The 22,915-nt window shown below is 39.3% G+C and carries 29 protein-coding genes; 15 read left to right on the forward strand and 14 right to left on the reverse strand.

Translation table 11 applies throughout. From position 1 onward, the window contains the following. Positions 1-251, forward strand: a 251-nt coding sequence (locus tag DWA30_RS12100; RefSeq protein WP_136073200.1) for an AIM24 family protein, incomplete at its 5' end; no start/stop codon positions are given. Between the two features lie 127 nt (positions 252-378). Next, positions 379-576: a hypothetical protein gene (locus tag DWA30_RS13510; protein ID WP_114492804.1), complete on the forward strand. Its 198-nt coding sequence runs from the start codon at positions 379-381 to the stop codon at positions 574-576. Positions 577-605: 29 nt separating this feature from the next. Here the strand turns inward: DWA30_RS13510 and DWA30_RS12110 are convergent, their stop codons facing one another. The 8 genes from DWA30_RS12110 to DWA30_RS12145 all read right to left on the reverse strand — a co-directional run bounded on the left by DWA30_RS12110 (position 606) and on the right by DWA30_RS12145 (position 8,409). After that, positions 606-1,541, reverse strand: coding sequence for a LysR family transcriptional regulator (locus tag DWA30_RS12110; RefSeq protein WP_114492805.1), 936 nt, complete (start codon positions 1,539-1,541; stop codon positions 606-608). Between the two features lie 130 nt (positions 1,542-1,671). Further along, positions 1,672-2,106, reverse strand: a complete 435-nt coding sequence (locus tag DWA30_RS12115; protein WP_245933912.1) for a DUF2141 domain-containing protein — start codon at positions 2,104-2,106, stop codon at positions 1,672-1,674. A gap of 126 nt (positions 2,107-2,232) precedes the next feature. Beyond that, positions 2,233-3,567 (reverse strand): DUF58 domain-containing protein, encoded by a 1,335-nt coding sequence (locus tag DWA30_RS12120; protein ID WP_114492806.1) that lies wholly within the window; start codon positions 3,565-3,567, stop codon positions 2,233-2,235. 1 nt (position 3,568) lies between these two features. Further along, the gene (locus DWA30_RS12125) at positions 3,569-4,633 is read right to left on the reverse strand and encodes an AAA family ATPase (protein ID WP_114492807.1); all 1,065 of its coding nucleotides are present in this window, start codon (positions 4,631-4,633) and stop codon (positions 3,569-3,571) included. 2 nt (positions 4,634-4,635) lie between these two features. Beyond that, positions 4,636-5,823 carry a DUF4350 domain-containing protein gene (locus DWA30_RS12130; protein ID WP_114492808.1) on the reverse strand — a complete coding sequence of 396 codons (1,188 nt, stop codon included), beginning with the start codon at positions 5,821-5,823 and terminating at the stop codon, positions 4,636-4,638. Beyond that, positions 5,813-6,541 (reverse strand): hypothetical protein, encoded by a 729-nt coding sequence (locus DWA30_RS12135; protein WP_136073201.1) that lies wholly within the window; start codon positions 6,539-6,541, stop codon positions 5,813-5,815. The genes DWA30_RS12130 and DWA30_RS12135 overlap by 11 nt, the downstream gene beginning before the upstream one ends. Next, entirely contained in the window at positions 6,534-7,460 is a 927-nt protein-coding gene (locus tag DWA30_RS12140; protein ID WP_114492810.1) for a hypothetical protein, read from the reverse strand. The genes DWA30_RS12135 and DWA30_RS12140 overlap by 8 nt, the downstream gene beginning before the upstream one ends. After that, positions 7,435-8,409: a stage II sporulation protein M gene (locus DWA30_RS12145; protein ID WP_114492811.1), complete on the reverse strand. Its 975-nt coding sequence runs from the start codon at positions 8,407-8,409 to the stop codon at positions 7,435-7,437. Before DWA30_RS12145 ends, DWA30_RS12140 begins: the two co-directional genes overlap by 26 nt. A gap of 37 nt (positions 8,410-8,446) precedes the next feature. Between DWA30_RS12145 and DWA30_RS12150 the strand changes: the two genes are divergently transcribed. Continuing rightward, entirely contained in the window at positions 8,447-9,172 is a 726-nt protein-coding gene (locus tag DWA30_RS12150; RefSeq protein WP_114492812.1) for an RDD family protein, read from the forward strand. Continuing rightward, a complete protein-coding gene (locus DWA30_RS12155; protein ID WP_114492813.1) occupies positions 9,169-9,792 on the forward strand; it encodes a trimeric intracellular cation channel family protein in 624 nt (207 codons plus the stop codon). The genes DWA30_RS12150 and DWA30_RS12155 overlap by 4 nt, the downstream gene beginning before the upstream one ends. Positions 9,793-9,818: 26 nt before the next feature. Here the strand turns inward: DWA30_RS12155 and DWA30_RS12160 are convergent, their stop codons facing one another. Continuing rightward, the gene (locus tag DWA30_RS12160; protein WP_114492814.1) at positions 9,819-10,538 is read right to left on the reverse strand and encodes a peptidylprolyl isomerase; all 720 of its coding nucleotides are present in this window, start codon (positions 10,536-10,538) and stop codon (positions 9,819-9,821) included. Positions 10,539-10,540: 2 nt separating this feature from the next. Between DWA30_RS12160 and DWA30_RS12165 the strand changes: the two genes are divergently transcribed. Next, a complete protein-coding gene (locus DWA30_RS12165) occupies positions 10,541-11,182 on the forward strand; it encodes an NUDIX hydrolase (RefSeq protein ID WP_114492815.1) in 642 nt (213 codons plus the stop codon). A 67-nt stretch (positions 11,183-11,249) separates the two neighbouring features. Further along, on the forward strand, positions 11,250-12,053 hold the full coding sequence (locus tag DWA30_RS12170) for a lysophospholipid acyltransferase family protein (protein WP_114492816.1): 804 nt from the start codon (positions 11,250-11,252) through the stop codon (positions 12,051-12,053). Here DWA30_RS12170 and DWA30_RS12175 read toward each other — a convergent pair whose 3' ends face one another. Together DWA30_RS12175 and DWA30_RS12180 are read right to left on the reverse strand one after the other, a co-directional pair. Then, positions 12,054-12,698 carry a DUF8845 family protein gene (locus tag DWA30_RS12175; protein ID WP_114492817.1) on the reverse strand — a complete coding sequence of 215 codons (645 nt, stop codon included), beginning with the start codon at positions 12,696-12,698 and terminating at the stop codon, positions 12,054-12,056. Positions 12,699-12,703: 5 nt separating this feature from the next. Then, positions 12,704-13,198 (reverse strand): RNA polymerase sigma factor, encoded by a 495-nt coding sequence (locus DWA30_RS12180; protein WP_114492818.1) that lies wholly within the window; start codon positions 13,196-13,198, stop codon positions 12,704-12,706. A gap of 125 nt (positions 13,199-13,323) precedes the next feature. Between DWA30_RS12180 and DWA30_RS12185 the strand changes: the two genes are divergently transcribed. Next, positions 13,324-14,598 (forward strand): NAD(P)/FAD-dependent oxidoreductase, encoded by a 1,275-nt coding sequence (locus DWA30_RS12185; protein ID WP_114492819.1) that lies wholly within the window; start codon positions 13,324-13,326, stop codon positions 14,596-14,598. Between the two features lie 9 nt (positions 14,599-14,607). Here the strand turns inward: DWA30_RS12185 and DWA30_RS12190 are convergent, their stop codons facing one another. From DWA30_RS12190 to DWA30_RS12200, 3 genes are all read right to left on the reverse strand, one after another. Next, on the reverse strand, positions 14,608-14,970 hold the full coding sequence (locus DWA30_RS12190; RefSeq protein ID WP_114492820.1) for a hypothetical protein: 363 nt from the start codon (positions 14,968-14,970) through the stop codon (positions 14,608-14,610). Positions 14,971-15,047: 77 nt separating this feature from the next. Beyond that, positions 15,048-16,160 carry an adenylate/guanylate cyclase domain-containing protein gene (locus tag DWA30_RS12195; RefSeq protein WP_136073202.1) on the reverse strand — a complete coding sequence of 371 codons (1,113 nt, stop codon included), beginning with the start codon at positions 16,158-16,160 and terminating at the stop codon, positions 15,048-15,050. A 4-nt stretch (positions 16,161-16,164) separates the two neighbouring features. Beyond that, complete coding sequence (locus DWA30_RS12200) at positions 16,165-16,761, reverse strand: YdeI/OmpD-associated family protein (RefSeq protein ID WP_114492822.1); 597 nt, start codon at positions 16,759-16,761, stop codon at positions 16,165-16,167. Between the two features lie 178 nt (positions 16,762-16,939). Between DWA30_RS12200 and DWA30_RS12205 the strand changes: the two genes are divergently transcribed. The 8 genes from DWA30_RS12205 to DWA30_RS12235 all read left to right on the forward strand — a co-directional run bounded on the left by DWA30_RS12205 (position 16,940) and on the right by DWA30_RS12235 (position 22,847). Beyond that, on the forward strand, positions 16,940-19,117 hold the full coding sequence (locus tag DWA30_RS12205) for a TonB-dependent receptor (RefSeq protein ID WP_114492823.1): 2,178 nt from the start codon (positions 16,940-16,942) through the stop codon (positions 19,115-19,117). Between the two features lie 98 nt (positions 19,118-19,215). Next, positions 19,216-19,371: a hypothetical protein gene (locus tag DWA30_RS13360; RefSeq protein ID WP_168421780.1), complete on the forward strand. Its 156-nt coding sequence runs from the start codon at positions 19,216-19,218 to the stop codon at positions 19,369-19,371. Positions 19,372-19,484: 113 nt separating this feature from the next. After that, positions 19,485-20,117 carry a hypothetical protein gene (locus tag DWA30_RS12210; protein ID WP_114492824.1) on the forward strand — a complete coding sequence of 211 codons (633 nt, stop codon included), beginning with the start codon at positions 19,485-19,487 and terminating at the stop codon, positions 20,115-20,117. 5 nt (positions 20,118-20,122) lie between these two features. Next, the gene (locus DWA30_RS12215; RefSeq protein WP_317048352.1) at positions 20,123-21,445 is read left to right on the forward strand and encodes a 2TM domain-containing protein; all 1,323 of its coding nucleotides are present in this window, start codon (positions 20,123-20,125) and stop codon (positions 21,443-21,445) included. A gap of 96 nt (positions 21,446-21,541) precedes the next feature. Beyond that, complete coding sequence (locus DWA30_RS12220) at positions 21,542-21,835, forward strand: 2TM domain-containing protein (RefSeq protein ID WP_114492826.1); 294 nt, start codon at positions 21,542-21,544, stop codon at positions 21,833-21,835. Positions 21,836-21,851: 16 nt separating this feature from the next. Continuing rightward, complete coding sequence (locus DWA30_RS12225) at positions 21,852-22,166, forward strand: 2TM domain-containing protein (protein WP_114492827.1); 315 nt, start codon at positions 21,852-21,854, stop codon at positions 22,164-22,166. 8 nt (positions 22,167-22,174) lie between these two features. Further along, positions 22,175-22,513 (forward strand): 2TM domain-containing protein, encoded by a 339-nt coding sequence (locus DWA30_RS13610; RefSeq protein WP_114492828.1) that lies wholly within the window; start codon positions 22,175-22,177, stop codon positions 22,511-22,513. A 1-nt stretch (position 22,514) separates the two neighbouring features. Then, a complete protein-coding gene (locus DWA30_RS12235) occupies positions 22,515-22,847 on the forward strand; it encodes a 2TM domain-containing protein (protein ID WP_114492829.1) in 333 nt (110 codons plus the stop codon). Positions 22,848-22,915 lie beyond the last annotated feature (68 nt).

Here is a 22,915-nt window from a genome sequence, read left to right on the forward strand (position 1 = left end):
TCGGATTTGATCAAACGGTCGATTACGATATCGAATTTGTCGGGGGAATAAAAAACACCATTTTTGGAGGGGAAGGCCTCTTTTTTGCAACACTTACAGGTCCCGGAACCGTGTTTATTCAATCATTACCATTTAGTCGTTTGGCAAAACGCGTTTGGGCATCGGCTCCAAAAGGAGGAGGGAAAGATAAAGGCGAAGGCAGTATATTGGGCGGTTTAGGAGATTTATTAGACGGCGATAATCGATTTTAAAATGACTTAGTTATCAACAAATAGAATTTTTTTAAATTTTTTTAGTTATATTTAGAACACTTAATTAAATACTAGTTGCCTATAGACCACATCTACTTGACCTAACAAAAATAAATACCAATTTACTATGGCTAGAGCAATGTATGATTACACCAAAGCTGTACTCGCAAAAGTTAGTTTTGATGTTAATTTGTTCTGCAAAGAGTTGAAGAAGGCGATGAGCAGATTACTCCCCTATGAAATAGAGGAATTAAAGATCTGGATTGATTCTCTTATTAAGCAGAACCCCCAATTAAATCAATGTTTAATCTTATTAAATCCATAAGGAAAACCTCCGAGAGATCGGAGGTTTTTTTATGATATCGGACTGATAATCTTGACGTCCTGAAAAGTGATCGCACCCCGAACTACTCCCGAAATTACGTCGTATAAGGCATTCACGATCTGCATCTTTAATTCACTCTTGCTGTAGATCAAGCTTACTTCTCGTGCCGGACTGGGTGGATTAAAATGTCGCAAATTTTTTGTTTGTACTTCGGAAAGGTCCAAGGTATGCAAGTAGGGGAGTAGGGTCATACCCAATCCCTCGTTCGATAGTTTGACCAGCGTTTCGAAACTACCGCTTTCCAGTTGAAATTGATCATCTTTCTGCACCTTCGATGCCTTGCACAAGTTGATCACCCCATCTCTAAAACAATGGCCGTCCTCTAACAACAATATATCGTTGAGGTCTAGATCCGAACTGTCTATCTTAGATTGCTCGTACAACCGGTGGTTTTGAGGGACATAGCCCACAAAAGGTTCATAGTATAAAGGACGCTCTTTTATTTTTTCACTGTTCAGTGGAGTAGCTGCGATGGCCGCATCTAAGTGTCCGTCATTGATTTTGGCGATGATCTCGTCGGTGGTGAGTTCTTCAATTCTAAGAAGTACTTTTGGATATCTGTTATTAAAGCTCTTTAAGAACATAGGCAGTAAGGTCGGCATAATAGTAGGTATGATCCCTAAATGGAACTCGCCACCTATAAATCCTTTTTCTTGATCGACAACATCTTGCATTCGCTCTGCTTCGTTCACAATATTTCGCGCCTGATTCACAATTTTCTTCCCCACGGAAGTTAATTCTATTGGCTTTTTAGAGCGATCGAAGATCAAGATCTCTAATTCGTCCTCTAATTTTTGAATCTGCATGCTCAAGGTAGGCTGAGTTACAAATGTTTTTTCTGCAGCCTTCGTAAAGTTCTGATGTTCGGCTACCGCCAACACATATCGTAATTGCGTTATCGTCATGGGTCTTTTCTTTTGCCCAAAGGTACAACTTATAGGTAAAATTTATAGTGAAAAGCTAAAACTAAGTTTTTGGTTATAAAAAAAATCCGATCTACCTAGATCGGATTTTTTAAAAGGAGAAGTGTAAAAGTTACATTCTAATCGTAAGGCTCACAGGTTCACTGCTAACTTCAAATTTTGCATCGCTCCATTGCGGAGGGCCGTAACTCATCACATTGTTGGAGATGCCATACATTTCGAGCGGCATCCCGTTGGTGTCAAAATCCATTTGCTTGTTGCCGTTCTTATCGTGAAACAGAGAAACAGCGTAGGTGCCGGGAACGACATCGGTAAATACGATCGTGGCTTTGCCGTCCTTAATAGTTCCTTCTTGAGATTGTAGCGGTTGCTGTAAAAAGCCCGCCTCGTCATACAACCCGAAGAGTACAGAGCCTTCCGAGCTTTGAACAGGTACGGTCACGGTGATCGTGGTTCCTGTTTCTATAGTGTTATCTGCTTCAGAAGTAGTTTGTGCGCAAAGCATACTGGAAATGGTAAAGGTTAGTGATAAAATAATTGCTTTCATGATGTAAGATTTTAGTTGATTTTATTTTCTGAAGCAAAGATGCAATCAACTACCTTTCCGACGAAAAAAGAAGTACTGAACTGTGCTATTTTACCTCTGAACCGTAAATTGACTTCGGTTTTGGTACTAGATAAGGCCGCGTGCTTTAATTTCCAGGTACTTGTTAATGGTGTTTACCGTAAGATTTTCAGGAGCAGTCAATATACTTTGTATCCCAAATTTATGAAGTTCGTTAACGATCAATTTCTTTTCATAAATAAACTTTTCGGCAATGGTCTTTTCGAAGATCTCATGGGTTGTAGTAGCTTTTTGTTGTACCAATTCCTTTAGTTCGGTATTCTCAAAAAAGATCACTACCAAAAGATGTGTCTTGGCGATCGCTTGTAGGTAGGGAAGTTGACGATGCAAGGCGTCCAGTGTTTCAAAATTGGTATAGAGCAACAACAAACTACGTTGTTTAATAGAACGTTTAATGTCCACGTACAAGCGCGAAAAGTCACTTTCACTAAAATCGGTTTGCACATTGTACAAGGTCTCTAACAATAGGTTCATTTGTGCTTTTCGGCGCTGGGCTACTACACGATCTTCTACTTTTCGTGAGAAGGTGAACATGCCTGCCTTGTCGTGCTTTTTAAGTGCAATATTCGATATTACCAAAGTTGCATTAATAGCGTAATCGAGTAAACTAAGCGATTTAAAGGGCATCTTCATAACACGGCCTTTGTCGATCACAGAATACACCGGTTGCGATTTTTCGTCTTGAAACTGGTTTACCATGAGATCCCCACGTTTAGCTGTGGCTTTCCAGTTGATATTTCGAACATCATCACCAGACACATAGTCCTTTATCTGTTCAAATTCCATCGTGTGGCCAATTCGTCGTATTTTTTTAAGTCCGAACAGCTTCAACCTATTGGTAAAAGCAATAAAATCGTATTTTTTGAGCTGTAAAAAGGAGGGATAATTAGGAACCATGGCCTCCGCATCAAATTGCTGTTTTCTAGCCACCAATCCGAGTAGGGTAGAAGCGAATATGTTTAAATTTCCAAATTGATACTCGCCTCGTTCGGTAGGTCGAACGGTATAGGTGAATTTTTTTTCTTCGGAAGCGTTAAGAATCGAAGTGATCTTAAAATCTCGCTGTTGCCATTGTAACGGCAACTCATCGATAATCTTGACCGACGCCTTAAATTGAAATCGATTCGTTAATCGAATTACTATAGGATTGTCATCACCATTCGATAATTTCTCGGGAAGCTCTCGACTTGCTTGAATTCCTGTCTTATTGCGGTAGAGGAGCAAAACATCAAAGACGGTTGCCACCACCAATATAAAAAATAAAAGCTTGGTCGCTTCGTAGAGGTCTATGTAAAAATAAGAGATTACAAAGAGCGTTACGAGCGAGAACAAAACGAAGAAAAATCGTTTTTGTAGGTATAAGCTTTTAAGAAATCGTTTCATCTTAACGCGGGATCTCGATGGTTTCTATGATCTGCTGTACGACCTTTTCGGCGGTTATTCCTTCCATCTCACGTTCTGGCGTGAGTAAAATACGATGGCTTAATACTGCCGGAGCGATCTTCTTAATGTCGTCCGGTGTAACAAAATCTCTTCCGTGTATGGCCGCCATGGCCTTTGAGGCATTCATAATTGCCAAAGAAGCACGTGGGGAAGCACCTAAAAATAAATTAGCGTTGTTACGCGTATTGTCTGTGATCGCTGCAATGTATTTTAACAAGTTGGACTCAACGATGATCTTTTTAATCGTTTTTTGATAGGTCGCGATTTGCTCAGCGCTTAACACCGGAGTCACTAGATCGAGCGCTATTTTGTTCTCTCGATGGTGTTCGTTTTCCAAAATCTTGATCTCTTCGGCCAAACTCGGGTAGGGGACATTTATCTTAAAAAGAAAACGATCTAATTGTGCTTCTGGCAGCGCGTAGGTACCTTCTTGCTCGATGGGGTTTTGTGTCGCAAAAACCAAGAAGGGCGGTTGCATGCTGTATTCTATTCCATCCATGGTGATTTGTCGTTCTTCCATAACCTCGAACAGTGCCGCCTGGGTTTTTGCCGGTGCGCGATTGATCTCGTCTATCAAGACAATATTCGAAAATACAGGTCCTTTCTTAAACTCGAATTCGTTCGTTTTTACATTAAAAACCGAAGTACCAAGAATATCGCTCGGCATTAGATCCGGTGTAAATTGGATACGACTAAAATCGACAGCCAAGGTTTTGGCCAAAAGTTTTGCCGTAACGGTCTTTGCTACTCCCGGAACCCCTTCAATAAGGGAGTGGCCGTCAGACAAAATGGAGACGATCAACATTTCAAGCATTTGCTCTTGGCCTACGATCACCTTGCCTAGCTCACTCTTTATCTTTGCTACCGCCTGTTGCAAGTCGCCAAGATCGATCCTCGAATTAAATGCTAAGGACTCGCTTTGCGAGGTTTCAGAAGTGGTGTTTTCTTCGGAAGTATTCGTGGTTTTCTCTGTATGTTCGTGCGATGTATTGGGTGTTTCTTCCATAATTATGATGTAAATTCTTCTATTTGTTTGTTGAGTTGGATAAGGTCATTTTCGGTATGAATGGCCTTGCCCTTTAACTGTTTAATATACTGAATTAGTGCCTGTGTCTCTTGAAGATCATTGCCACTTTTTACAGCTAATTTCTTTATAAACTCATTAGTTAATTCATTGGTGTTAAGGTAATAGTTGGATCGCACCATTTCTAAAAAATAAGTGATCTTTTTAGCGATAATGTTTCCGAAGTCCTTATGCTGAAAATACAAATCGCCAATGGTCCTTGTAAATTCTACCGACGTATTTTGTACAGGCTCGATCACCTCTATAACTCGCTGTTCGCGCTTGCCTCTAAAAAGGACAAAAACAAGTAGTCCGGCCATGAGCACATAATAGGCCCACTTAAGTGGTAACTGATTAAAAATAAACCGCATAGGCGAGGTAACGATCTTGCGCCCCGATTTTAAATAAGTATCTAAATAAATATGATCTGCGTCAATATAGGAGAGGACACCGGCCGCATAGGCTTCATTATCTCGCAGTAAATAATAGTTGGAGAATGCTTGTGGCAGTGTGTGAAGATAGAACTCACCTTCTCCGTGTGTTACTTTTACAAAATTTAAAGCATCCAATTTGTTTTCTTCCGAAGTAAAATAACCGAGCGCCGTGGTGTTTAACGTGTCGATCTCGCTAAAGACTGTTTTAAAAACACCTCTTTTATACGTAGGCACCGAATCAGTTTGTAACGACGGATTTAATAGTGATGCGCCTACTGCTTCCTCCAACACCCCATACGAACTCCTGGCATAGGTTTCTAACGAATCGGCTAGGATGTAGCCATAGCTCATCGCCGAAATAAAAACAGTATTGCCATTAGAAACATAATCGCGTAAAGCAGCTACTTGCTGTTGGTCGAAAAAGACTTGATCATTCAAGAAAAAATAGGCCGAATTTTCTTGATACGTAGCATCTTGTAAGAAAACAAATGGGTCTTCCTCAACTTCTTCGAAAGAGGCTTCAGAAAAAAGCTGAGGCAACTCTTTATAAAAGACTTCGGCTCCAAATGGGATCTTATCGGTTTTTGTATAACTGGGTCGCCAATTGATAGGCTTAGGTCGTACAATTTCGGTAACGAGCAATGTAAAGATCACTATACCAAAGACGATGAGTATGTTTCTGGACCGTTTATCTAGCATGTGAAACGGTTTTTGTTAGTTGATCGAAATCTACTTTTGCGCTTTGAAAACCAATATTATTCAGATCGTATTCTCCATACCATATGTTATCGTAAAGGTAAGACACCTTCTTAAAATTCGCTTTTACTTGTTCATTATCGATCTCACGATAATAGTCGGTGTTGGTCTTGTCGTAGTGCCAATCGATAAGGCTATGTGCGGAGAGCAGTTTAAGCGACCTAAGGTACATATACCGAATCGCCAATCTATAGTTTTGTTGTGCCAATGCATCGCTTATATAAGTGTCCAGATCTATGTTCTCTATATGCTCCTCTTCGATGTTTAGCGGTGCAACCATTGTGCTTTTACGCGTAAAAAAAGCCGTGGCATTTTCGCCAATTAAGAGTTTTAAAATGATGTACAGTATAAGTATTCCAAGGAGGGCATAAAATAGAAATTCAAGGAACTTTTGCATCTCGTAGCTCATCTGTATTCCTAGCATGTCGGCTAATTGCTGAAAGAACCAACCTAAACCTCGAGCGATAAAATTTTGTGCCTCCCCGTCCATTTGATCGTAATCGTAATCGCTTCCGCTGTATTTTTCTGAAAGTGCTTCGGAAAATTCTTTGGTCTCTATTCGCGTACTATCTAGTCGAACAGTAAGGCTGTCTTTTTCCGAAGCCATTACTGAAACAGTCGAAAAAAAGAAGAATAGTAGTATGTAGATCGATCTATTCACCTGCACCAATTTGTTCAATTTTACTTCGTGTATATTGATTATACGTTTCTTCGTGCACCGAAAAATAAAGGACACTGTTCACAAATTGTGATAGCGATTGATTAAATGTATACAGAGTTAAAAAGATAAAGGTGGCGAGTGTCCATACGATGGTAGCTACAGCTGATTCGGCCAGATCGACTCCGGTCTCCATAGAATGAAAAGCGTAGATACCAATAAGCACACCTGGTATCATTAGAACAACCAACAGTAGTATGCCTAATAGAAATCCGACAACTAAATTTACCAATATACTTTTCCAAAAGTAGCGAAACAGTAAATTCCATCCTTCGCCCAAGGCACCGGTCACATCTCTATTTTCATAAAGCATGGCCATAAAGGAAAGGCCCATCCACGCCATAAATGCGAGCTGTAAGCCATAATACGCAAATGTGCCTAGTACTGGGATAAATGAAATGACCATTCCCACAATGAAAACAATAACGAACAATAAAATGGCAATAATTACAAATAGAATGATCTTGCCCAAATTATTGTAGATCAGGTCCCACACCTTGTGTTTGTCCACTTCGTTGGTTCCGTATTTTTGATATTGAATGGTGTACGAAGCTGCTAAACTGTAGTTTAGAATGGCCGTTATTACAAACAATAGGAAAAATCCTAAAAAGCCAAAACCCAAGTACATATTATAATTACTCGATTCCTGAACGACACCAAAATTTTGAGTAGAACGCATCATACCAACAAACCCCGTAACAAGCAGATAACTAACGCCTAAAAAACCGAGGAGGAAGATACCGTTATAACGAATAAAGATATTGATGAAATTCTTAAGATTCTTTTTAAAGAACTCGAAATAAACCGTGATGATCTCGCCGATATCTCGTTTTTGTTTAAGCTCGATATGATCCTGCTGCATATTTTTTATTAAGTATGATGGGGTATATGATATAGTAATAGATAATAAGTGCTAAAGAACTAAAAATAATGGTCATTGCCAACCAAACAGGCATGGTATTATATCGGGTTATGAATCCTTCTATAAATCCGGCAATAATAAAGAATGGAATGGTGCTAATAACGATCTTTAATCCGTCTTTTGCTCCCTTTAAAAAGGATACCTTTCTAGAATAGGTTTTTGGGAAAAGGATACTATTTCCCATCACCATCCCGGCACAACCTGCAATTACGATCACCGAGATCTCTATGGTACCATGAAGCCATATGGTCTTAGAGGCTTCAAATAATAGGTCGCGATTGTAAAAGAAGGTAAAGAAGGCTCCCAGCATAACTCCATTGCTAAATAGAATATATCCGGTTCCAATGGAGGTGATCACACCGGCCGCGTAGGCAAATATGGCAACACGAATATTATTGATAGTGATTCCTAAAAAGGTACCTAACTCTCCACCACTCTTATAAATGGCCGTTGGATCGCCTTCTTCAATATTGTTCAAGGTTTCGTTCACATAAGCATCGCCTAAAATTAAACGCACAAAGGAGTCGTCGTTGACCGTAGAAATAACTCCAATAGCTGTGGCAATCGCAAACAACAAAAAGGTGTATAACAGCATTTTGTGATGTTGTAGAAAGAAGAGTGGAAATTCGTATTTCCAAAAAGTGACCAAACGGTTCTTCGTTTCCTTTTTGTTGCTGTAGATCTTTTGATGTGCTTGCGAAGCAAGCGAATTTAGATACTGCAACGTCTTGCTATCTGGGTAATACGTTTGCGCATACGCCAAGTCATTGGTAAGCTGAATGTAATGTTCGGCCAAGTGGTCCGGACTTATTTTCGAATTAAGTGTAATTGCTTTTTCAAATGCAATCCATTTTTCTTTATTTTGCTTGACGAAGGCAGCTTCTCGCATATAGAAATTTTCACTAAATATAAACACTTGCTTTTACATGGCAAACCTGGCAATTAATACAACGCAGAATGTCAATTTAGAGTATAACATCGCAAGTGTCGGCGAGCGCATGTTGGCCTTTTTGATCGACCTACTAATCTTTTCGGTCTATTTATATGTACTTGAATTGATTACCAGTGCTATGGGGCAGGCAATAAGTGATCGATGGACTGTTTTTGGTATCCAACAGCTGCTATTCACTCCCGTGATGTTCTATTCGCTGTATATGCACATTATTTTTAACGGGCGTACCGTGGGGAAGTTTATTATGAAAACACGCGTTGTTAAAGTAGACGGCTCTCCGGTTCATTGGTCTAATTATCTTACCCTTTGGATGCTTCGGCTTATCGATATTTGGATGTTCTTGTGTTCTATAGGTTTGTTGTCTATTATTTTTTCTGAAAAACGCCAACGCCTAGGTGATATGGCCGCCGGAACTGTTGTGATTCGCACCAAACAAAAAACAAAAATAAGTCATACCATCCTCGAAGAGATCCCAGATTCGTACGAACCAACCTTTACAAATGTGACTATCTTAAGCGATAAAGATGTAAGACTTATAAAGGAAACCTATCAAATAGCATTGCGCTCTACCGATTATAAGACCTTGAACTTACTTCGGAAAAAAGTAGCAGGTATATTAGAGGTGGAATCTAATTTATATGACAAGCAATTTATAGATACCGTCTTAAAAGACTATAACCATTATACCCAGAACATGTGAGTTTATTCTTGATCATCGATATTTTAGGGACCATTGCTTTTGCAGTTTCCGGCGCACTAACCGCCATGAAAAAACGCATGGACATGTTCGGCATCCTCATCATTGCTTTTGTAACAGCAGTGGGGGGCGGAACATTAAGGGACGTGTTGATCGATTTTCCTATTACATGGATGCGAAACCTAACCTATGTATATGTGATCGTGATCGCAGCAGTTCTTGCTATCATCTTTCGTAAAAAGCTGGGATACGTAAGACGCTCGCTATTTTTGTTCGATACTATTGGTTTGGCATTGTATACTATTGTAGGTGTAGAAAAAGGAATCGCAGCCGATTTCCCACCTCTAATTTGTATTGCACTAGGAACCATGTCTGCTTGTTTTGGTGGTGTGATTCGAGATATACTGTGTAATGAGATCCCTGTGATCTTCAGAAAGAACATTTATGCAACCGCTTGTATATTAGGCGGTATTTTGTATTTCGTATTGCTAAAAACGACCTTAGATCCTGATATAGTAGTTATAATTTCGGGTTCTCTTGTAATTGTTATCCGATTACTAGCAGTAACCTTCGACCTGTCGTTACCAACCATCTATTCAAAAAAAGAACAACTGGAAAAATAGGCAGTCAACCTAATAATTACTTTTACTTATTCTAGTACTTCGGCTTCAATAACCACATTTTGTTGTGGCCACTCGCCCTCATCGGCCGGTAAATTAGCGATCTTTTCTACCACATCCATACCACTTGTGACCTTTCCGAAGACCGTATAATTGCCATTAAGATGACTCGTGGATGATTGCGGACCTAAAAATATAAAGAACTCGAAAGGCATCGATTGTTTGTCTGGATTCGCACGGTATTCTTTGGCTCCCGAGACACTTCCGTAGGTGTGGTTACGATTATTGATCTCGGCCGGAATCAAGTAATCTTCACCAATGGCATAGCGTTTTTTGTTCGTAGAAGCATTGTCGCTATTCCCACCCTGAATTATAAAGTCCGGTACGATCCTATGAAAAAAGGTGTCATCAAAATAGTCCTGTTTAATTAGATAAATAAAATTGGCACGATGTAAAGGAGTGTCTTCGTAGAGCGCAATATCGATCTGCCCTAATCGGGTATTGATACGCACCTTGGTTTCCGGATTGGCTTCCCCGTATTCTGTGAGGAACTCCACCACATTGTTAGAAGTGATCTTAGGATAGGTTGTTGTCTTTTTCGCTGCTGTTAGGGTATCTTTCTTTTGAATTGGCGTCTCTTTACTTTTTTCTGAAGTGTCATCGGGTATGGTTTGCTGCCGCTTTTTAGTATCTTCACAGCTTAAAAAAAACAATGATAGTCCGAGAAGGAGAAATTGAAGCACTTTCATAAATGGAATTTTCAGATTTTGAAAAACAGATCGTAAAAATAACAAAAATGGAACTTCCCGGCGAAGCCTACCATTTAAAAATGGCTCCAATAGAACGTTTGTTAGAGCTAAAGCAAAAGGCACGCTATTCGGCTACCGCTCGTAAAGCCGGGGTAATGGTATTGTTTTATCCTTCGGAAAGTAACGAGACCCATTTAATCTTAATACTTCGAAAGACCTATAAAGGGGTTCATTCGGCTCAGGTTGGTTTTCCCGGAGGTAAGATCGAACCCGAAGATGAAAGTCTGCAGCATGCCGCCCTACGCGAATGTGAAGAGGAAGTAGGGGTTCCTTCCGAAGCCATTTCAGTCTTAAAGAAAATGACCGAGATCTACATTCCGCCGAGTAATTTCTTTGTTCAGCCTTACTTAGGAATTACTGCTAAAACGCCAAGATTTATTCCTCAAGAAGATGAGGTGGAAGCACTTATAGAAGTTCCGCTACAACAGTTCTTAGACGACAGTGTTCGAATTACCAAAACACTATCCACATCGTATGCGACCAACATTGAAGTTCCAGCCTTTTTACTACAAGATCATGTGGTGTGGGGTGCTACTGCCATGATGTTGAACGAAGTACGACAAATGCTGAAGGAACTACTCTAAAGCGGTATTTTTCGTATCTTTGTAATTCGGCCTTTTTGCAGGGTCTATCTTACAAATCTTAAAAAATATGGGGCTTTTTAAAAAGAATCCATTTGGACATATATTATTCTTAAAACGGTGGTTAATTCGAATTTTGGGTGCACTAACACACCGCAGATTCAAAGGGTTTAATAGACTTGAGATCGAAGGCAGTGAGATCATTAAGAATCTTCCCGAAAATAATGTGCTCTTCGTTTCAAATCACCAAACATATTTCGCCGATGTTGTGGCCATGTTTCACGTGTTTAACGCGAGTTTAAGCGGTAGAGTAGATAATATTAAGAACATCGGTTATTTATGGGACCCTAAATTGAACTTGTATTTTGTCGCAGCTCGTGAGACCATGCAGTCGGGATTGTTGCCTAAGATCCTCGCGTATGCAGGATCGGTGAGTATCGATCGCACTTGGCGAGCACAAGGCAAAGAAGTCAATCGACAGGTAAAAATGAGCGATGTAAGTAATATCTCCAAGGCATTACAAGATGGTTGGTTGATCACCTTTCCGCAGGGAACTACAAAACCGTGGAAACCAATTCGCCGAGGTACAGCACATATTATTAAACACAACAAGCCGATCGTGGTACCCATCGTGATTGATGGATTTCGACGATCTTTCGATAAAAAGGGAATTCGAATTAAAAAACGAGGCATCCTTCAATCGATGGAGATCAAGGAACCGCTGGATATCGATTATGAGAATGACACCATAGACGATATCGTCAAAAAAATGGAATTTGCGATCGAGCAACATCCGTCTTTCTTAAAAGTTATTCCGCAGGAAGAACTTAAAAAAGAAGAAGAGCTGAACAAAGAGCGACAGTGGCGCTACTAACTAAAGTTCAATTTTCTTTAGTTCTCTGTAATTACGCTTTAAGCGACGCAACAATATTCCGTATACCAAGCGATAGAACAATAGCAACAAGAGCACGAGTATCACCCCTGCAATAGCTTGTGATAAGAAGAACACCGAAGTAAAATTTTCGGCAGGAATGTTGCCATAACCTTCTATTCCTTTAAAGGTTTCATACAGCTGTTCTTTGTTCAAGAAAAAGTAGATGTTAATCGCCAACATCAATAATGCAGCACCTCCCACATTGTATATTACAAAGTATTTTACCGTCTTCCGGGTCTTTAGAATATTCTTCATTAATTCTTTAACCGTATCGGTAACCTTGATAGATCGATAGTTTACATAGAAGAAATAGATGAATATGGCAAACACGGTATAGTTCACGATATTCACTATTAGGAAAATATTCTTTAGCCCCATCTCTTGGGTGATCTGCTTATTAGATTCGGGAATGAAGAACGCTAGAATAGTCCATAGAACTAATTCGGCAATACTAATATAGAAGATCCACTTCACGATAGAAGAGGACTTCCTTAACAACATCTTATAGATATCATCGAATGTCAGTTTCGGGAACTCCTGCTCCCTACTTTGCCATTTTTCTTTTAATAGATCTAAATTATCCATACCGATCACGGATTTAATATTTTGCGTAATTTTTCTTTTATTCTGTTCATCTTCACTCGGGCATTTACCTCGGTAATACCCAATGTTTCTGAGATTTCTCTATAATTTTTGTCCTCTAGATATAAAAAGACCAGCGCTTTGTCGATATCGTTTAAATTCTTTACAGCACTGTACATTAATTTTAATTGCTCTTCGATGGTGTCGTCGTACTCTTCGGCCGAGATCTTAAAGCTTACGCCCTCAAAATCTTGGGTCTTTACCCGTCTTTTCGATTTGCGATATAAGGTAATGGCCGTGTTAAGTGCCACGCGATACATCCAAGTACTGAACTTCGAATCACCTCTAAATTTCGGAAAGGCCTTCCACAACTGTATGGTAATCTCCTGAAACAGATCGTTATGCGAATCTTTATCGTTAGTATAAAGACGACAGATCTTATGAACAATATTCTGATTTTCTTCTAATTGCCTTACAAACGTATGTTCTAGTTCCTTGTTCAATGGTTTTGTGTTAGCTATTGCATTAGTAGTTCGCCTCTGAAGTTTGTTACAAAAGTCTTAAATTTTAAACGTTTTTTACTCGTTTCCACTTACAATCGGTATTTTTATAATAGATTAAAAATCGCATGAATATACCAGAAACTACCCGCCCCCGTGTCATTGTGATTGGCGGCGGATTTGCGGGCATTTCCTTGATAAAACAATTGCAAAAAGAACAGTTGCAAATTGTATTGTTCGACCGACATAACTACCACACTTTTCAACCACTTCTATATCAGGTTTCAACCGCTGGTTTAGAACCGGACTCTATCGCGTATCCGCTTCGGAAAATCTTTAGAAAGAACAAAAATTTTCACTTCAGATTGGCCACTGTAGATCGCATTCATACTTCAGAAAAGAAGATCGATACGAATATTGGAAGTCTTAGTTATGATTATTTGGTCATTGCTACGGGGACGCGTACTAATTTCTTCGGAAACAAGACCATAGAAGAAAATAGCATGCCCATGAAAACGGTTCCCCAAGCTTTGGATATTCGCAGCTTGATGCTACAAAATATTGAAAAGGCCGATATTACTTCTAATCCGTTGGAGCGTAAACGCTTACTTAATTTTGTAATAGCCGGAGCAGGACCTACCGGAGTGGAATTGGCAGGTGCTTTGGCAGAATTTCGAAAAGGAATACTAGAGCATGATTATCCCGAATTAGAAGAAGAAGAAATGCAAGTGCATCTTATCGAAGGATTAGAAAGGGTCTTGCCACCCATGAGTAAAAAAGCTTCAAAAATGGCTCAAAAATATCTTGAGAACCTAGGTGTTTGTGTACACTTAAATACGATGATCGAAGGTTACGATGGAACCACAGTAACTACTAAAGAGGGCACCGAATTTAAGACCGCCAGCTTTATTTGGGCGGCAGGTGTTACCGGCGCTCCCGTAAAAGGAATCGACGGGAATGCATTAGTAGAAAAGGCCAATCGGTACAAAGTAGATCGAACCAATGCTATTATTGGTTACGAAAAGATTTATGCGCTCGGGGACATAGCACTTATGGAGACTCCAAACTTCCCTAAAGGCCATCCTCAGGTTGCTCAACCGGCGATTCAACAAGGTAAGCACTTGGGCAAAAATCTAAAGCGCAGCTTTAAGGGCAAAGAAATGATCCCATTCGAGTATTTTGATAAAGGCACCATGGCTACCGTTGGTAGGAACAAAGCCGTGGTCGATATTAAAAAGATGCATTTTGGCGGTGCGGTAGCTTGGTTCTTATGGATGTTTATCCACTTGTACTTTCTAGTGGGATTTAGAAATAGAGTAGTGACTTTCTTTAATTGGACCTATAATTATATAAATTACGACAGGGCTGCTCGATTAATTATACGACCCTTCAAAATAAAATAATGACCATTTTTATTTTATTGTCACAGGAAGAGGACCGCTATGCGAAATAAAACCGCCTCCAACTTCATCAATATTCACATCTAATTCATCACTGGTTTCGATGCTTTTTATGTTTACCTTCACTTCATCGTACGTATCAACACTCTTTAGGTTTACATTAAGTTCGTCGTAGGTGTTAATGTCTACAATGCGTACATCCATTGCGCCAAATTCGTTTATAGGAACTAAGCGATAGTTAGAGTTTACGGTTGTCGCGTTTGTTTCTTCGGAAGCATAAGCAGAAGGGATCAATTCAAACTCTTTAGCAATGTTAATGGTTAAGCAAATAGCGATAATGGTCAAAATTACTTTGGTGTAGCGATCGGTTTTCATACAATAAGATTTAAAAGTTAAATGGTTCTGTTATAGAAAAGCGGCACATAAACTATTCCAAAATAGTTCGAGCCTTATTAAGACCTCACATAGGTTACAAGTTCGATCTCCTCGGTTTTGCCTTTTATGGGTTGCGTTCCCATATTTATACGTGACACTCCTTTAGGTAGTTGGTAGGCTATATCGCCAAACGCTTTTGAGGCGAGAATCTCAACGTCCAATTGGTTGCAAAGTGATTGAATTCTTGAAGTTGTATTAAGCACGTCGCCAGAAAATACGATATCTCGTTTAATTCTACCAAGCTCGCCTACCATAATGTTTCCGCAGTGATAGCCCACTTTAAATTCTGGAACGACACCGTATTTTTTCATATAGCGATTCGATTTAAACGCAATGATCTTTTTCATGCTGTAATAACACTGTATCGCATTTCCTCTTTTTAGACCAGCTTTCATTTTCCACGAGACCACAACTTCATCACCTACATATTGATATACTTCTCCACGAGTTTGAACGATCGCAGGTGCAATGTCGCCAAAAAAATCTTTCAGAAAATTAAAATATTTTTCCTCTCCCAAGGTTTCTGCAATACCTGTCGCATTCTTAATATCTGCAAACATAAAGATGCGCCGCTCATGCTTCGGAAAGAAATACCTTCCCAAAAGATAATCCGGAAAGACGCCCGGCCCATATTTATCGTTCACCATTAAGACAATCAATGTAACCAAAACAATGAGTAGCCATATAATAAAATTCTTAATAAAGAACCAAGTACCAAAGAGCAACTGTACTTCGTACAACACGTCTTCGTGATAAAAGGGGAGCCCTAGTTTCTGACTATTAAAATATAAGGCACCAATGGTACTTATAACAAACGCAGCAACGGTATAGAGTATGGTAATATACAGCAAGGCCTTCCAAAAGGCGTTCTTGCGCAACCATCGTTCCATTAGATTTACCGTAAGTATGCCTCCAATAAGACCAGCACAAATAGCTACAATAAGATTAGCTGTAAAAGCCGATTTAAAATCGAACGCAGAACTTAATACGCCTTCACTTTGCAAGGTGAAAAATTCATAAAAGAACAAGGCGTTTGCGATCAAGACCCATGCAATGAGTATATAAAAAGCACGCTTGGTATAGAACCAAAGTTGTCGTGTAGTATATCGTTTAAAATGAGGTCTTTTCAAATTATTAGCAGTTTTTATATTTATCGTGTAAGCCTTTTCCCTCTAAAATCATGGGACAGATCTTCTCAAGACGTGATGCCTTGGTTGCATCCCGCTTGGCTTGTGTAATGTGATCGGCGTATTCACGTTGCTTCCCCGGTGTTAAGGCATTAAATGCCTTGTTGAGGTCCTTATCCTCTTTTAGAACTGTTGCCAGTTGAGGTGGTATCACCAATTTTTTCTTAGGTTGCGGCTTTAGTTCTTTTCCCGCCAAACAGTTTTCGATGGCTTCTTGAAGATAATCAGCAATGATTTTCGCTTCTATAGGGTCATCTTTTTCAAAACGCCATTGTCGTAACGCTTTGGTAACACCTTCTTGGGCATTCACTAATTTGTTATGCGTGTCTGTAAGAAACACCCCTTGATGAAACCATATCGCATAATGATTTTTAAAAGCGGCCATTCCGGCCACCAATTTTCCATTGAGGGTATAGGTAGGAGCACCCCATTTCACTTCTTCGGTAAGTTCTGTTTGTTGAAATACTCTTCTAAGTTGCTCTAATTCAGCACTCCATTTTAAATGACGCTCAATATAGTCATCAACTTTTTGGGAATCGGTCATAGGTGTATACGGTTATTGCAACCAAGATAGTATTTTTCGTGGCTACATACTTTTAAAGAAACGTTATAATTACTAGTTCAACAATTCGGTACCGAGATACGACAGTTCAGGTTTATTTATTCTGATATGGTTAGAGAAAGACGCACATTTGAACCGTTCAACCAAAATTTGATCTCTCATGAATCAAAACGTCCAATCAACAAGTCGTTGCTTTGTTTTAATTATCATGTTGCTAGTTTTTTCTTCGGAAACTTTTGCGCAAACCACCATCTCGGGAACTATAACTGAGAAGAATGGTACACCAATTAGTGGTGCAAATGTATACTTGGAAGGAACCTATGATGGTGCCACGACTACCACTAGTGGTGACTTCACTTTTGAAACATTTGAAACCGGCGTTCAAACCTTGGTCGTCTCTTACATTTCCTTTGTTCCGTTTCGATTCACCAACGAGGTATCCCAATTAAATGGAATAAAAATACAACTCAAGGAGGATGTGAACTCCTTAGACACCGTCGTCTTATCTGCCGGAACTTTGGAAGCTAGCGATAATAGCAAAGTATCTGTCTTAAAACCGTTAGATGTTGTGACTACGGCCAGTGCCTTAGGCGATTTTGTAGGTGCATTACAAACTTTGCCGGGAACCACAACGGTAGCAGAGGACGGACGATTGTTTGTTCGTGGTGGTAGTGCCGATGAAACGCAAATATTTATCGATGGGATACGTGTGTTCACACCTTATACGCCAACAGCCAATAACATTCCTACACGTGGTCGCTACAGTCCGTTCCTGTTCGACGGAATTACGTTTTCTACCGGAGGCTATTCTGCCGAGTATGGACAAGCCTTGTCATCAGTTTTATTATTGAATACCATAGACGAACCCGATCAAGAAAAGACCGAGATTTCATTAATGTCGGTAGGCGCAGGGGTAGGAAACACACAAAAATGGGAGCAGAGCTCCATAAGTGTTAATGCATCCTATATTAATCTCGCTCCTTACGTAGCTTTATTTCCCGATCGAAACGACTGGCAAAAACCTTACGAAGGGTTTTCGGGCGAAACTGTTTTCCGAAGAAAATTCAAGAATGGACTCTTAAAAAGTTATGCTGCTTTCGATACAAGCAATTTTGAACTAACCCAAGAATCGATCAATTCACCAATGGGAATAGATTTCTCTTTAAAGAACTCCAATTTTTACACCAACACCAGCTATTCGGGATTGTTGAAAAATGATTGGAAGATTTTTGTTGGAGGAAGTTATACGAACGCTGCCACCAACCTAGACATTCAAAATGACACTATTAAGGATACCGAAAATTCGATCCATCTAAAGTCCACATTTAAAAAACGTATTAATAATCATTTTAAAGTTCATTTTGGTGCAGAGCAATTTTATTCCGATTTCAAAGAACGCTTCACTAACCAAGATGTGTTGGCGAACTACGGCTTCGACAGTTCTATCACTGCGGCGTTCTTAGAGTCTGATTATGTCTTCTCGAGAAAATTTGCTGTGAAAGGTGGGCTACGAACCGAGTACAATGGTTTGTTCGAGACATTTACAATAGCACCAAGGATTTCATTAGCCTACAAAACTGGAAAACAGAGCCAGGTGTCGATTGCTTACGGTGATTTTTATCAGCAGCCAAATTCTAATGTTTTAAAGTTCGAACAAGATATTAGCAGTCGAAAAACACAGCACTACATTTTAAATTATCAGTATGTACACAACAACCGTATTTTTAGGGCAGAAGCATTTCGCAAACAATATCACGACCTAGTGAGGTATGATACCGAATTAGCCACCTTCGAATCTAATTTCAACAATCTTGGAGAAGGCTATGCACAGGGAATCGATATTTTTTGGCGTGATAATGAAAGTATAAAAAATGTGGACTACTGGATCAGCTATTCCCTATTAGACAGTGAACGCCAATTTGAAAATTTTCCAATAGCTGCGACTCCTTCATTTGCGAATACTCATAATCTTTCGGTAGTTGGTAAGTTCTGGATAGAAGACTGGAAGAGCCAGTTAGGATGCAGCTATCAATTTGCCAGTGGACGCACCTATACAAACCCAAATACGTCTGGATTCCTTCAGAATAAAACAAAATCGTATAACAGCTTAAGTTTGAACTGGGCCTACTTGCTCTCTCAACAACAAATACTGTATGTATCGGTAAACAATGTGCTCGGATTTAGAAACGTGAATGGGTATGAGTATGCTTCCGAAGTAAATAATAATGGAAGCTTCGACAGACGTGCACTGCGGCCCGCAGCAGACCAGTTTTTCTTTATCGGATTCTTTTGGACCATTAGTGACGACAATACCGATAATCAATTAGATAATTTATAACAATGACAGTTCATCCCCAACATATAACAATTGGGTAACTCAAGTTTCAATTCTCTATGACAATTGTTCAATTTTGGACTAACAAAAAAACAATGATCATGCAAACAGTAATTACCTATATCGCACTACTCGTAAGCAGCCTGCTGCTACATGCAAAGGAGAACGATCGAGTCACGATACACGAAACAAATTGCGAGCTAAATCGTACACTTACAAAGTGCGACATAGTGACCATAGCACTAATTAAGAACTAATTTTTAATAACGATGTTTCTTAAAGATAACTTACAAGTCCTGAGAAAAGGAGCGAGTAATTGAATAAAGAAGCAACTTAAACAGGATTAGAATATTTATAAAATCATTGCATCATGAAACTACTAACAACCATTATTATTTGTCTTTTTATATGCTTCGGAAGCACTGCACAAAGTCAGTATGAAAAAGGAATGCGCACAGCCTTCGAACTGTGGGAAAACGATAAGCCTTGGGAAGCTTCCAATCTTTTTGTTCGAATTGCGCAAGCAGAACCGGATAATTGGTTGCCTCCTTTCTATGTAGCACAAATCCATGTGTACTCAAGTTTTTCAGAAAAAGACAAAGAAAAGGTCCCTAGTATGCTTAAAGCAGCCCTTGATTACTTGAATGATGCCAAGGCGTTAGCTAAAGACAACCCTGCTGTTTTAATGCTAGAGGCCCAACTGTTAACGGCATGGGTGGTTTACGACGGTCAACAATACGGAATGAAATATTCAGCCAAGATCAACCAGTTGTATAATGAAGCTTTAAGACTCGCGCCTAACAATCCTAACGTACTTTTAGCAAAAACTGAGTGGGATATAGGTACTGCCAAATACTTTGGGCAATCTACCAAGTCGCATTGCGAGGACATTGAACGTGCCATAGAACTTTTTGCTACCTTTAAACCCGAAGGTGAGTTTTACCCAAGAACGAGCCTTGCGTATGCGCAACGAGTTTTAAAAGAAAATTGTACTAAAGAATGATTCGAATGTTTAAGGAATTAGGGAAGGCATTTCTCGTAGGAACCATACTGTTTCTGGTTATTGGTGTGATCGAGTACTTTTCGGGCGTCCGAATTAATGATGGGAAGGAACTCCTTATTAAATTTTTGATAACACAGCTGTATACGGTCACCTTGTATATGGCTAATGCGTTTCTAATTAGATACTTCATGGAGCGCTATAAAGGTGAATTCTTTAAGTTCGTCAACTTGTTAAAAGAGATCTCGGGAAGTATTTTGGTGAGTCTTATATGCTTGTTCTTTTTGAGTGCATTTGTTGAGATCTACGTTAACAATCATAGTATAGATGAATTTTGGGCTCAACAGTCGTTCGAGTATTACTTCTTTTCGACCGTCATCTCCATTGTAATCACCCTAATTTTTTATTCGTTCTATTACTACAAACACAGACAAGATACAAAGGTAAAAGAGCAGAAGATCATTGCCGGTACCGCCTCGGCAAAATTCGATGCGTTAAAGAATCAGTTGGACCCGCATTTTTTATTTAACAGTTTAAATGTGCTTACCAGTCTTATTGAAGAAAACCCAACCGCAGCCACCAAGTTTACAACCTCCTTATCTAAGGTGTACCGCTATGTGCTAGAGCAGAAGAACAAAGAATTGGTCACTGTCGAAGAGGAACTGGAATTTGCTCAACTGTACATGACGCTTATAAAGATGCGGTTCGAAGACAGTATCGTATTCTCTATTCCTACGGCAATAAGTAACCCTGAAGCGAAGGTCGTACCTCTATCGCTCCAGTTATTGCTGGAAAATGCGGTAAAACACAACCAAGTAACTCCAACAAAAAAGTTGTATATCACCATCTATGAAGAGAACGGTAACTTGGTTATAAAGAATAACGTACAACCCAAACAAGTTGTAAAAGCAAGTACGGGTGTCGGATTAAGAAACATACGGCAGCGGTATTATTTGTTGACCAACCGACCCGTAAGCATTCATCAAGATGAGAAAGAGTTTAGTATATCGATTCCAATGCTCACGAAAGAATCGTATACCATGAGCCGACAAGAGGATTATTTAGAGACCAAGCGCTACGAGCGTGCAAAGGAGCATGTCAATAAACTAAAAGGGTTCTACGGGAACCTAGGGATGTACCTAATCTTTATTCCTATCTTTATTTGGCTTAATATTCGCTCAGGAACTGGCTTTCCATGGGCGATCTTTCCTATAGCAGGATGGGGGATAGGAGTGTTGGCGCATGCTGCCGAAACTTTTAATTGGAATCCTTTCTTCGGAAAGGATTGGGAAGAGCGAAAAATTCGCGAACTCATGGACGATGATAATTAAATGACAATTCAGTCGATACATATGACAGTTCGGTTGAAAAATTTTTAATACCGGTCTAACTCCTATTATTTTTATACTGTAATTAAAATATAGGTCATGAAAACTAACAAGAACTACAATCAAAGAGCTTACGAACGCGCCCAGAAAAGGGTGAAAGAGCTGCGGTGTTTTTATCAACATCTTGCAATATATGTGCTGTTTATTCCATTTTTTGTGTGGCTTAACCTACATGGAAGCGATTTTCCTTGGGCGATTTTTCCCATTGTAGGTTGGGGATTAGGTGTGTTATCACATGCCGCTGAAACATTTGAATGGAAAATTCTTTTTGGACGTGATTGGGAAGAACGCAAGATCAAGGAGTTTATGGATAATGACGATATATATTTATAATTAATTTCTAAGAGTAATGGAATCTAAAAACATCGATAAAGAAAATAAATACCTTCGTGCGAAGGAACAGGTAGAACAAATTAAAAAATTCTATACAAGTTTGTTCTTTTACGTGATTTTTATAGCCGGTTTGGCCGGTTTGAACTACTACACCAACGAATTGCGCTATCCATGGTTCTTATGGGCAGCTGCAGGGTGGGGAATAGGCCTTATTTTTCAAGCTGCAAAGGCATTTAAATGGAATCCTTTTTTAGGCAAAAATTGGGAAGAACGTAAATTGAAAGAGTTTATGGAAAAAGACGAGGACATCACAAACAACCGTTGGCAATAATTTGTACTATGAATAATTCTAAAGAAATAGCAATTCAACGCGCAGAGAAGCGTATAATAGCAATAAAAAGATTTTATTCGCATCTACGATTGTTTTTAATATGCTCCCTATTGTGGTTATTGTTTCGATTTTTTCTTTTCGACCTCTTAGACCCTAAAATAATGACTCAACCTTTCGTGAAATGGCTCAATTGGAACTTTTATTTATTACCTGCGCTTTGGGCAGTGGTACTTTTGGTCCATGGGCTCTGGGTTTTTAAAAAACCGAGCATCCCGTTCATAAAAAGATGGGAACGAAAGAAAATACAATCGCTACTTAATAATGATATCCGAAAAAAAGAATTATAACATGAAATCCGGTAAGCAAGAGGACAAGTATACCAAAGCAAAACAAAAGGTGGAGGCGATCAAGGGCTTTTACTCACATCTCGTGGTGTATGTACTAGTCAATATAGTTTTGCTGTTAATTCATATGGGTGTTTTTACGAACAGCTTTATTTCTATTGTAACTCCCGGATGGGCTGCCTTTACAACACCTGTTTTTTGGGGAATTGCCATCTTATTTCATGGATTGTATGTTTTTAAATTTCAGAATGGCTTCTTTAAGAATTGGGAAGAGCGAAAGATCAAAGAATATATGGAAAAAGAAGAAAAAGCGGTCTCTCGAAATTTCAAGGAATAATATATGTTGTTCAATTCATTTAATAAGTTCTTCGATACAGCTTGATCGCTAGCAATACAACTTCAAAT

The organism is Candidatus Ulvibacter alkanivorans (assembly GCF_003333325.1).
Classification (GTDB): Bacteria; Bacteroidota; Bacteroidia; order Flavobacteriales; family Flavobacteriaceae; genus Ulvibacter_A; species Ulvibacter_A alkanivorans.

Coding starts and splice junctions, on each gene's coding strand:
- DWA30_RS12165 (WP_114492815.1), top strand. CDS start 10,541: ATGGAATTTTCAGATTTTGAAAAACAGATCGTAAAAATAACAAAAATG.
- DWA30_RS12110 (WP_114492805.1), bottom strand. CDS start 1,541: ATGACGATAACGCAATTACGATATGTGTTGGCGGTAGCCGAACATCAG.
- DWA30_RS12200 (WP_114492822.1), bottom strand. CDS start 16,761: ATGACCGATTCCCAAAAAGTTGATGACTATATTGAGCGTCATTTAAAA.
- DWA30_RS12150 (WP_114492812.1), top strand. CDS start 8,447: ATGGCAAACCTGGCAATTAATACAACGCAGAATGTCAATTTAGAGTAT.
- DWA30_RS13610 (WP_114492828.1), top strand. CDS start 22,175: ATGAATAATTCTAAAGAAATAGCAATTCAACGCGCAGAGAAGCGTATA.
- DWA30_RS12175 (WP_114492817.1), bottom strand. CDS start 12,698: ATGGATAATTTAGATCTATTAAAAGAAAAATGGCAAAGTAGGGAGCAG.
- DWA30_RS12210 (WP_114492824.1), top strand. CDS start 19,485: ATGAAACTACTAACAACCATTATTATTTGTCTTTTTATATGCTTCGGA.
- DWA30_RS12225 (WP_114492827.1), top strand. CDS start 21,852: ATGGAATCTAAAAACATCGATAAAGAAAATAAATACCTTCGTGCGAAG.
- DWA30_RS12215 (WP_317048352.1), top strand. CDS start 20,123: ATGTTTAAGGAATTAGGGAAGGCATTTCTCGTAGGAACCATACTGTTT.
- DWA30_RS12185 (WP_114492819.1), top strand. CDS start 13,324: ATGAATATACCAGAAACTACCCGCCCCCGTGTCATTGTGATTGGCGGC.
- DWA30_RS13510 (WP_114492804.1), top strand. CDS start 379: ATGGCTAGAGCAATGTATGATTACACCAAAGCTGTACTCGCAAAAGTT.
- DWA30_RS12120 (WP_114492806.1), bottom strand. CDS start 3,567: ATGAAACGATTTCTTAAAAGCTTATACCTACAAAAACGATTTTTCTTC.
- DWA30_RS12235 (WP_114492829.1), top strand. CDS start 22,515: ATGAAATCCGGTAAGCAAGAGGACAAGTATACCAAAGCAAAACAAAAG.
- DWA30_RS13360 (WP_168421780.1), top strand. CDS start 19,216: ATGCAAACAGTAATTACCTATATCGCACTACTCGTAAGCAGCCTGCTG.
- DWA30_RS12170 (WP_114492816.1), top strand. CDS start 11,250: ATGGGGCTTTTTAAAAAGAATCCATTTGGACATATATTATTCTTAAAA.
- DWA30_RS12145 (WP_114492811.1), bottom strand. CDS start 8,409: ATGCGAGAAGCTGCCTTCGTCAAGCAAAATAAAGAAAAATGGATTGCA.
- DWA30_RS12115 (WP_245933912.1), bottom strand. CDS start 2,106: ATGAAAGCAATTATTTTATCACTAACCTTTACCATTTCCAGTATGCTT.
- DWA30_RS12205 (WP_114492823.1), top strand. CDS start 16,940: ATGAATCAAAACGTCCAATCAACAAGTCGTTGCTTTGTTTTAATTATC.
- DWA30_RS12220 (WP_114492826.1), top strand. CDS start 21,542: ATGAAAACTAACAAGAACTACAATCAAAGAGCTTACGAACGCGCCCAG.
- DWA30_RS12125 (WP_114492807.1), bottom strand. CDS start 4,633: ATGGAAGAAACACCCAATACATCGCACGAACATACAGAGAAAACCACG.
- DWA30_RS12130 (WP_114492808.1), bottom strand. CDS start 5,823: ATGCTAGATAAACGGTCCAGAAACATACTCATCGTCTTTGGTATAGTG.
- DWA30_RS12160 (WP_114492814.1), bottom strand. CDS start 10,538: ATGAAAGTGCTTCAATTTCTCCTTCTCGGACTATCATTGTTTTTTTTA.
- DWA30_RS12140 (WP_114492810.1), bottom strand. CDS start 7,460: ATGCAGCAGGATCATATCGAGCTTAAACAAAAACGAGATATCGGCGAG.
- DWA30_RS12190 (WP_114492820.1), bottom strand. CDS start 14,970: ATGAAAACCGATCGCTACACCAAAGTAATTTTGACCATTATCGCTATT.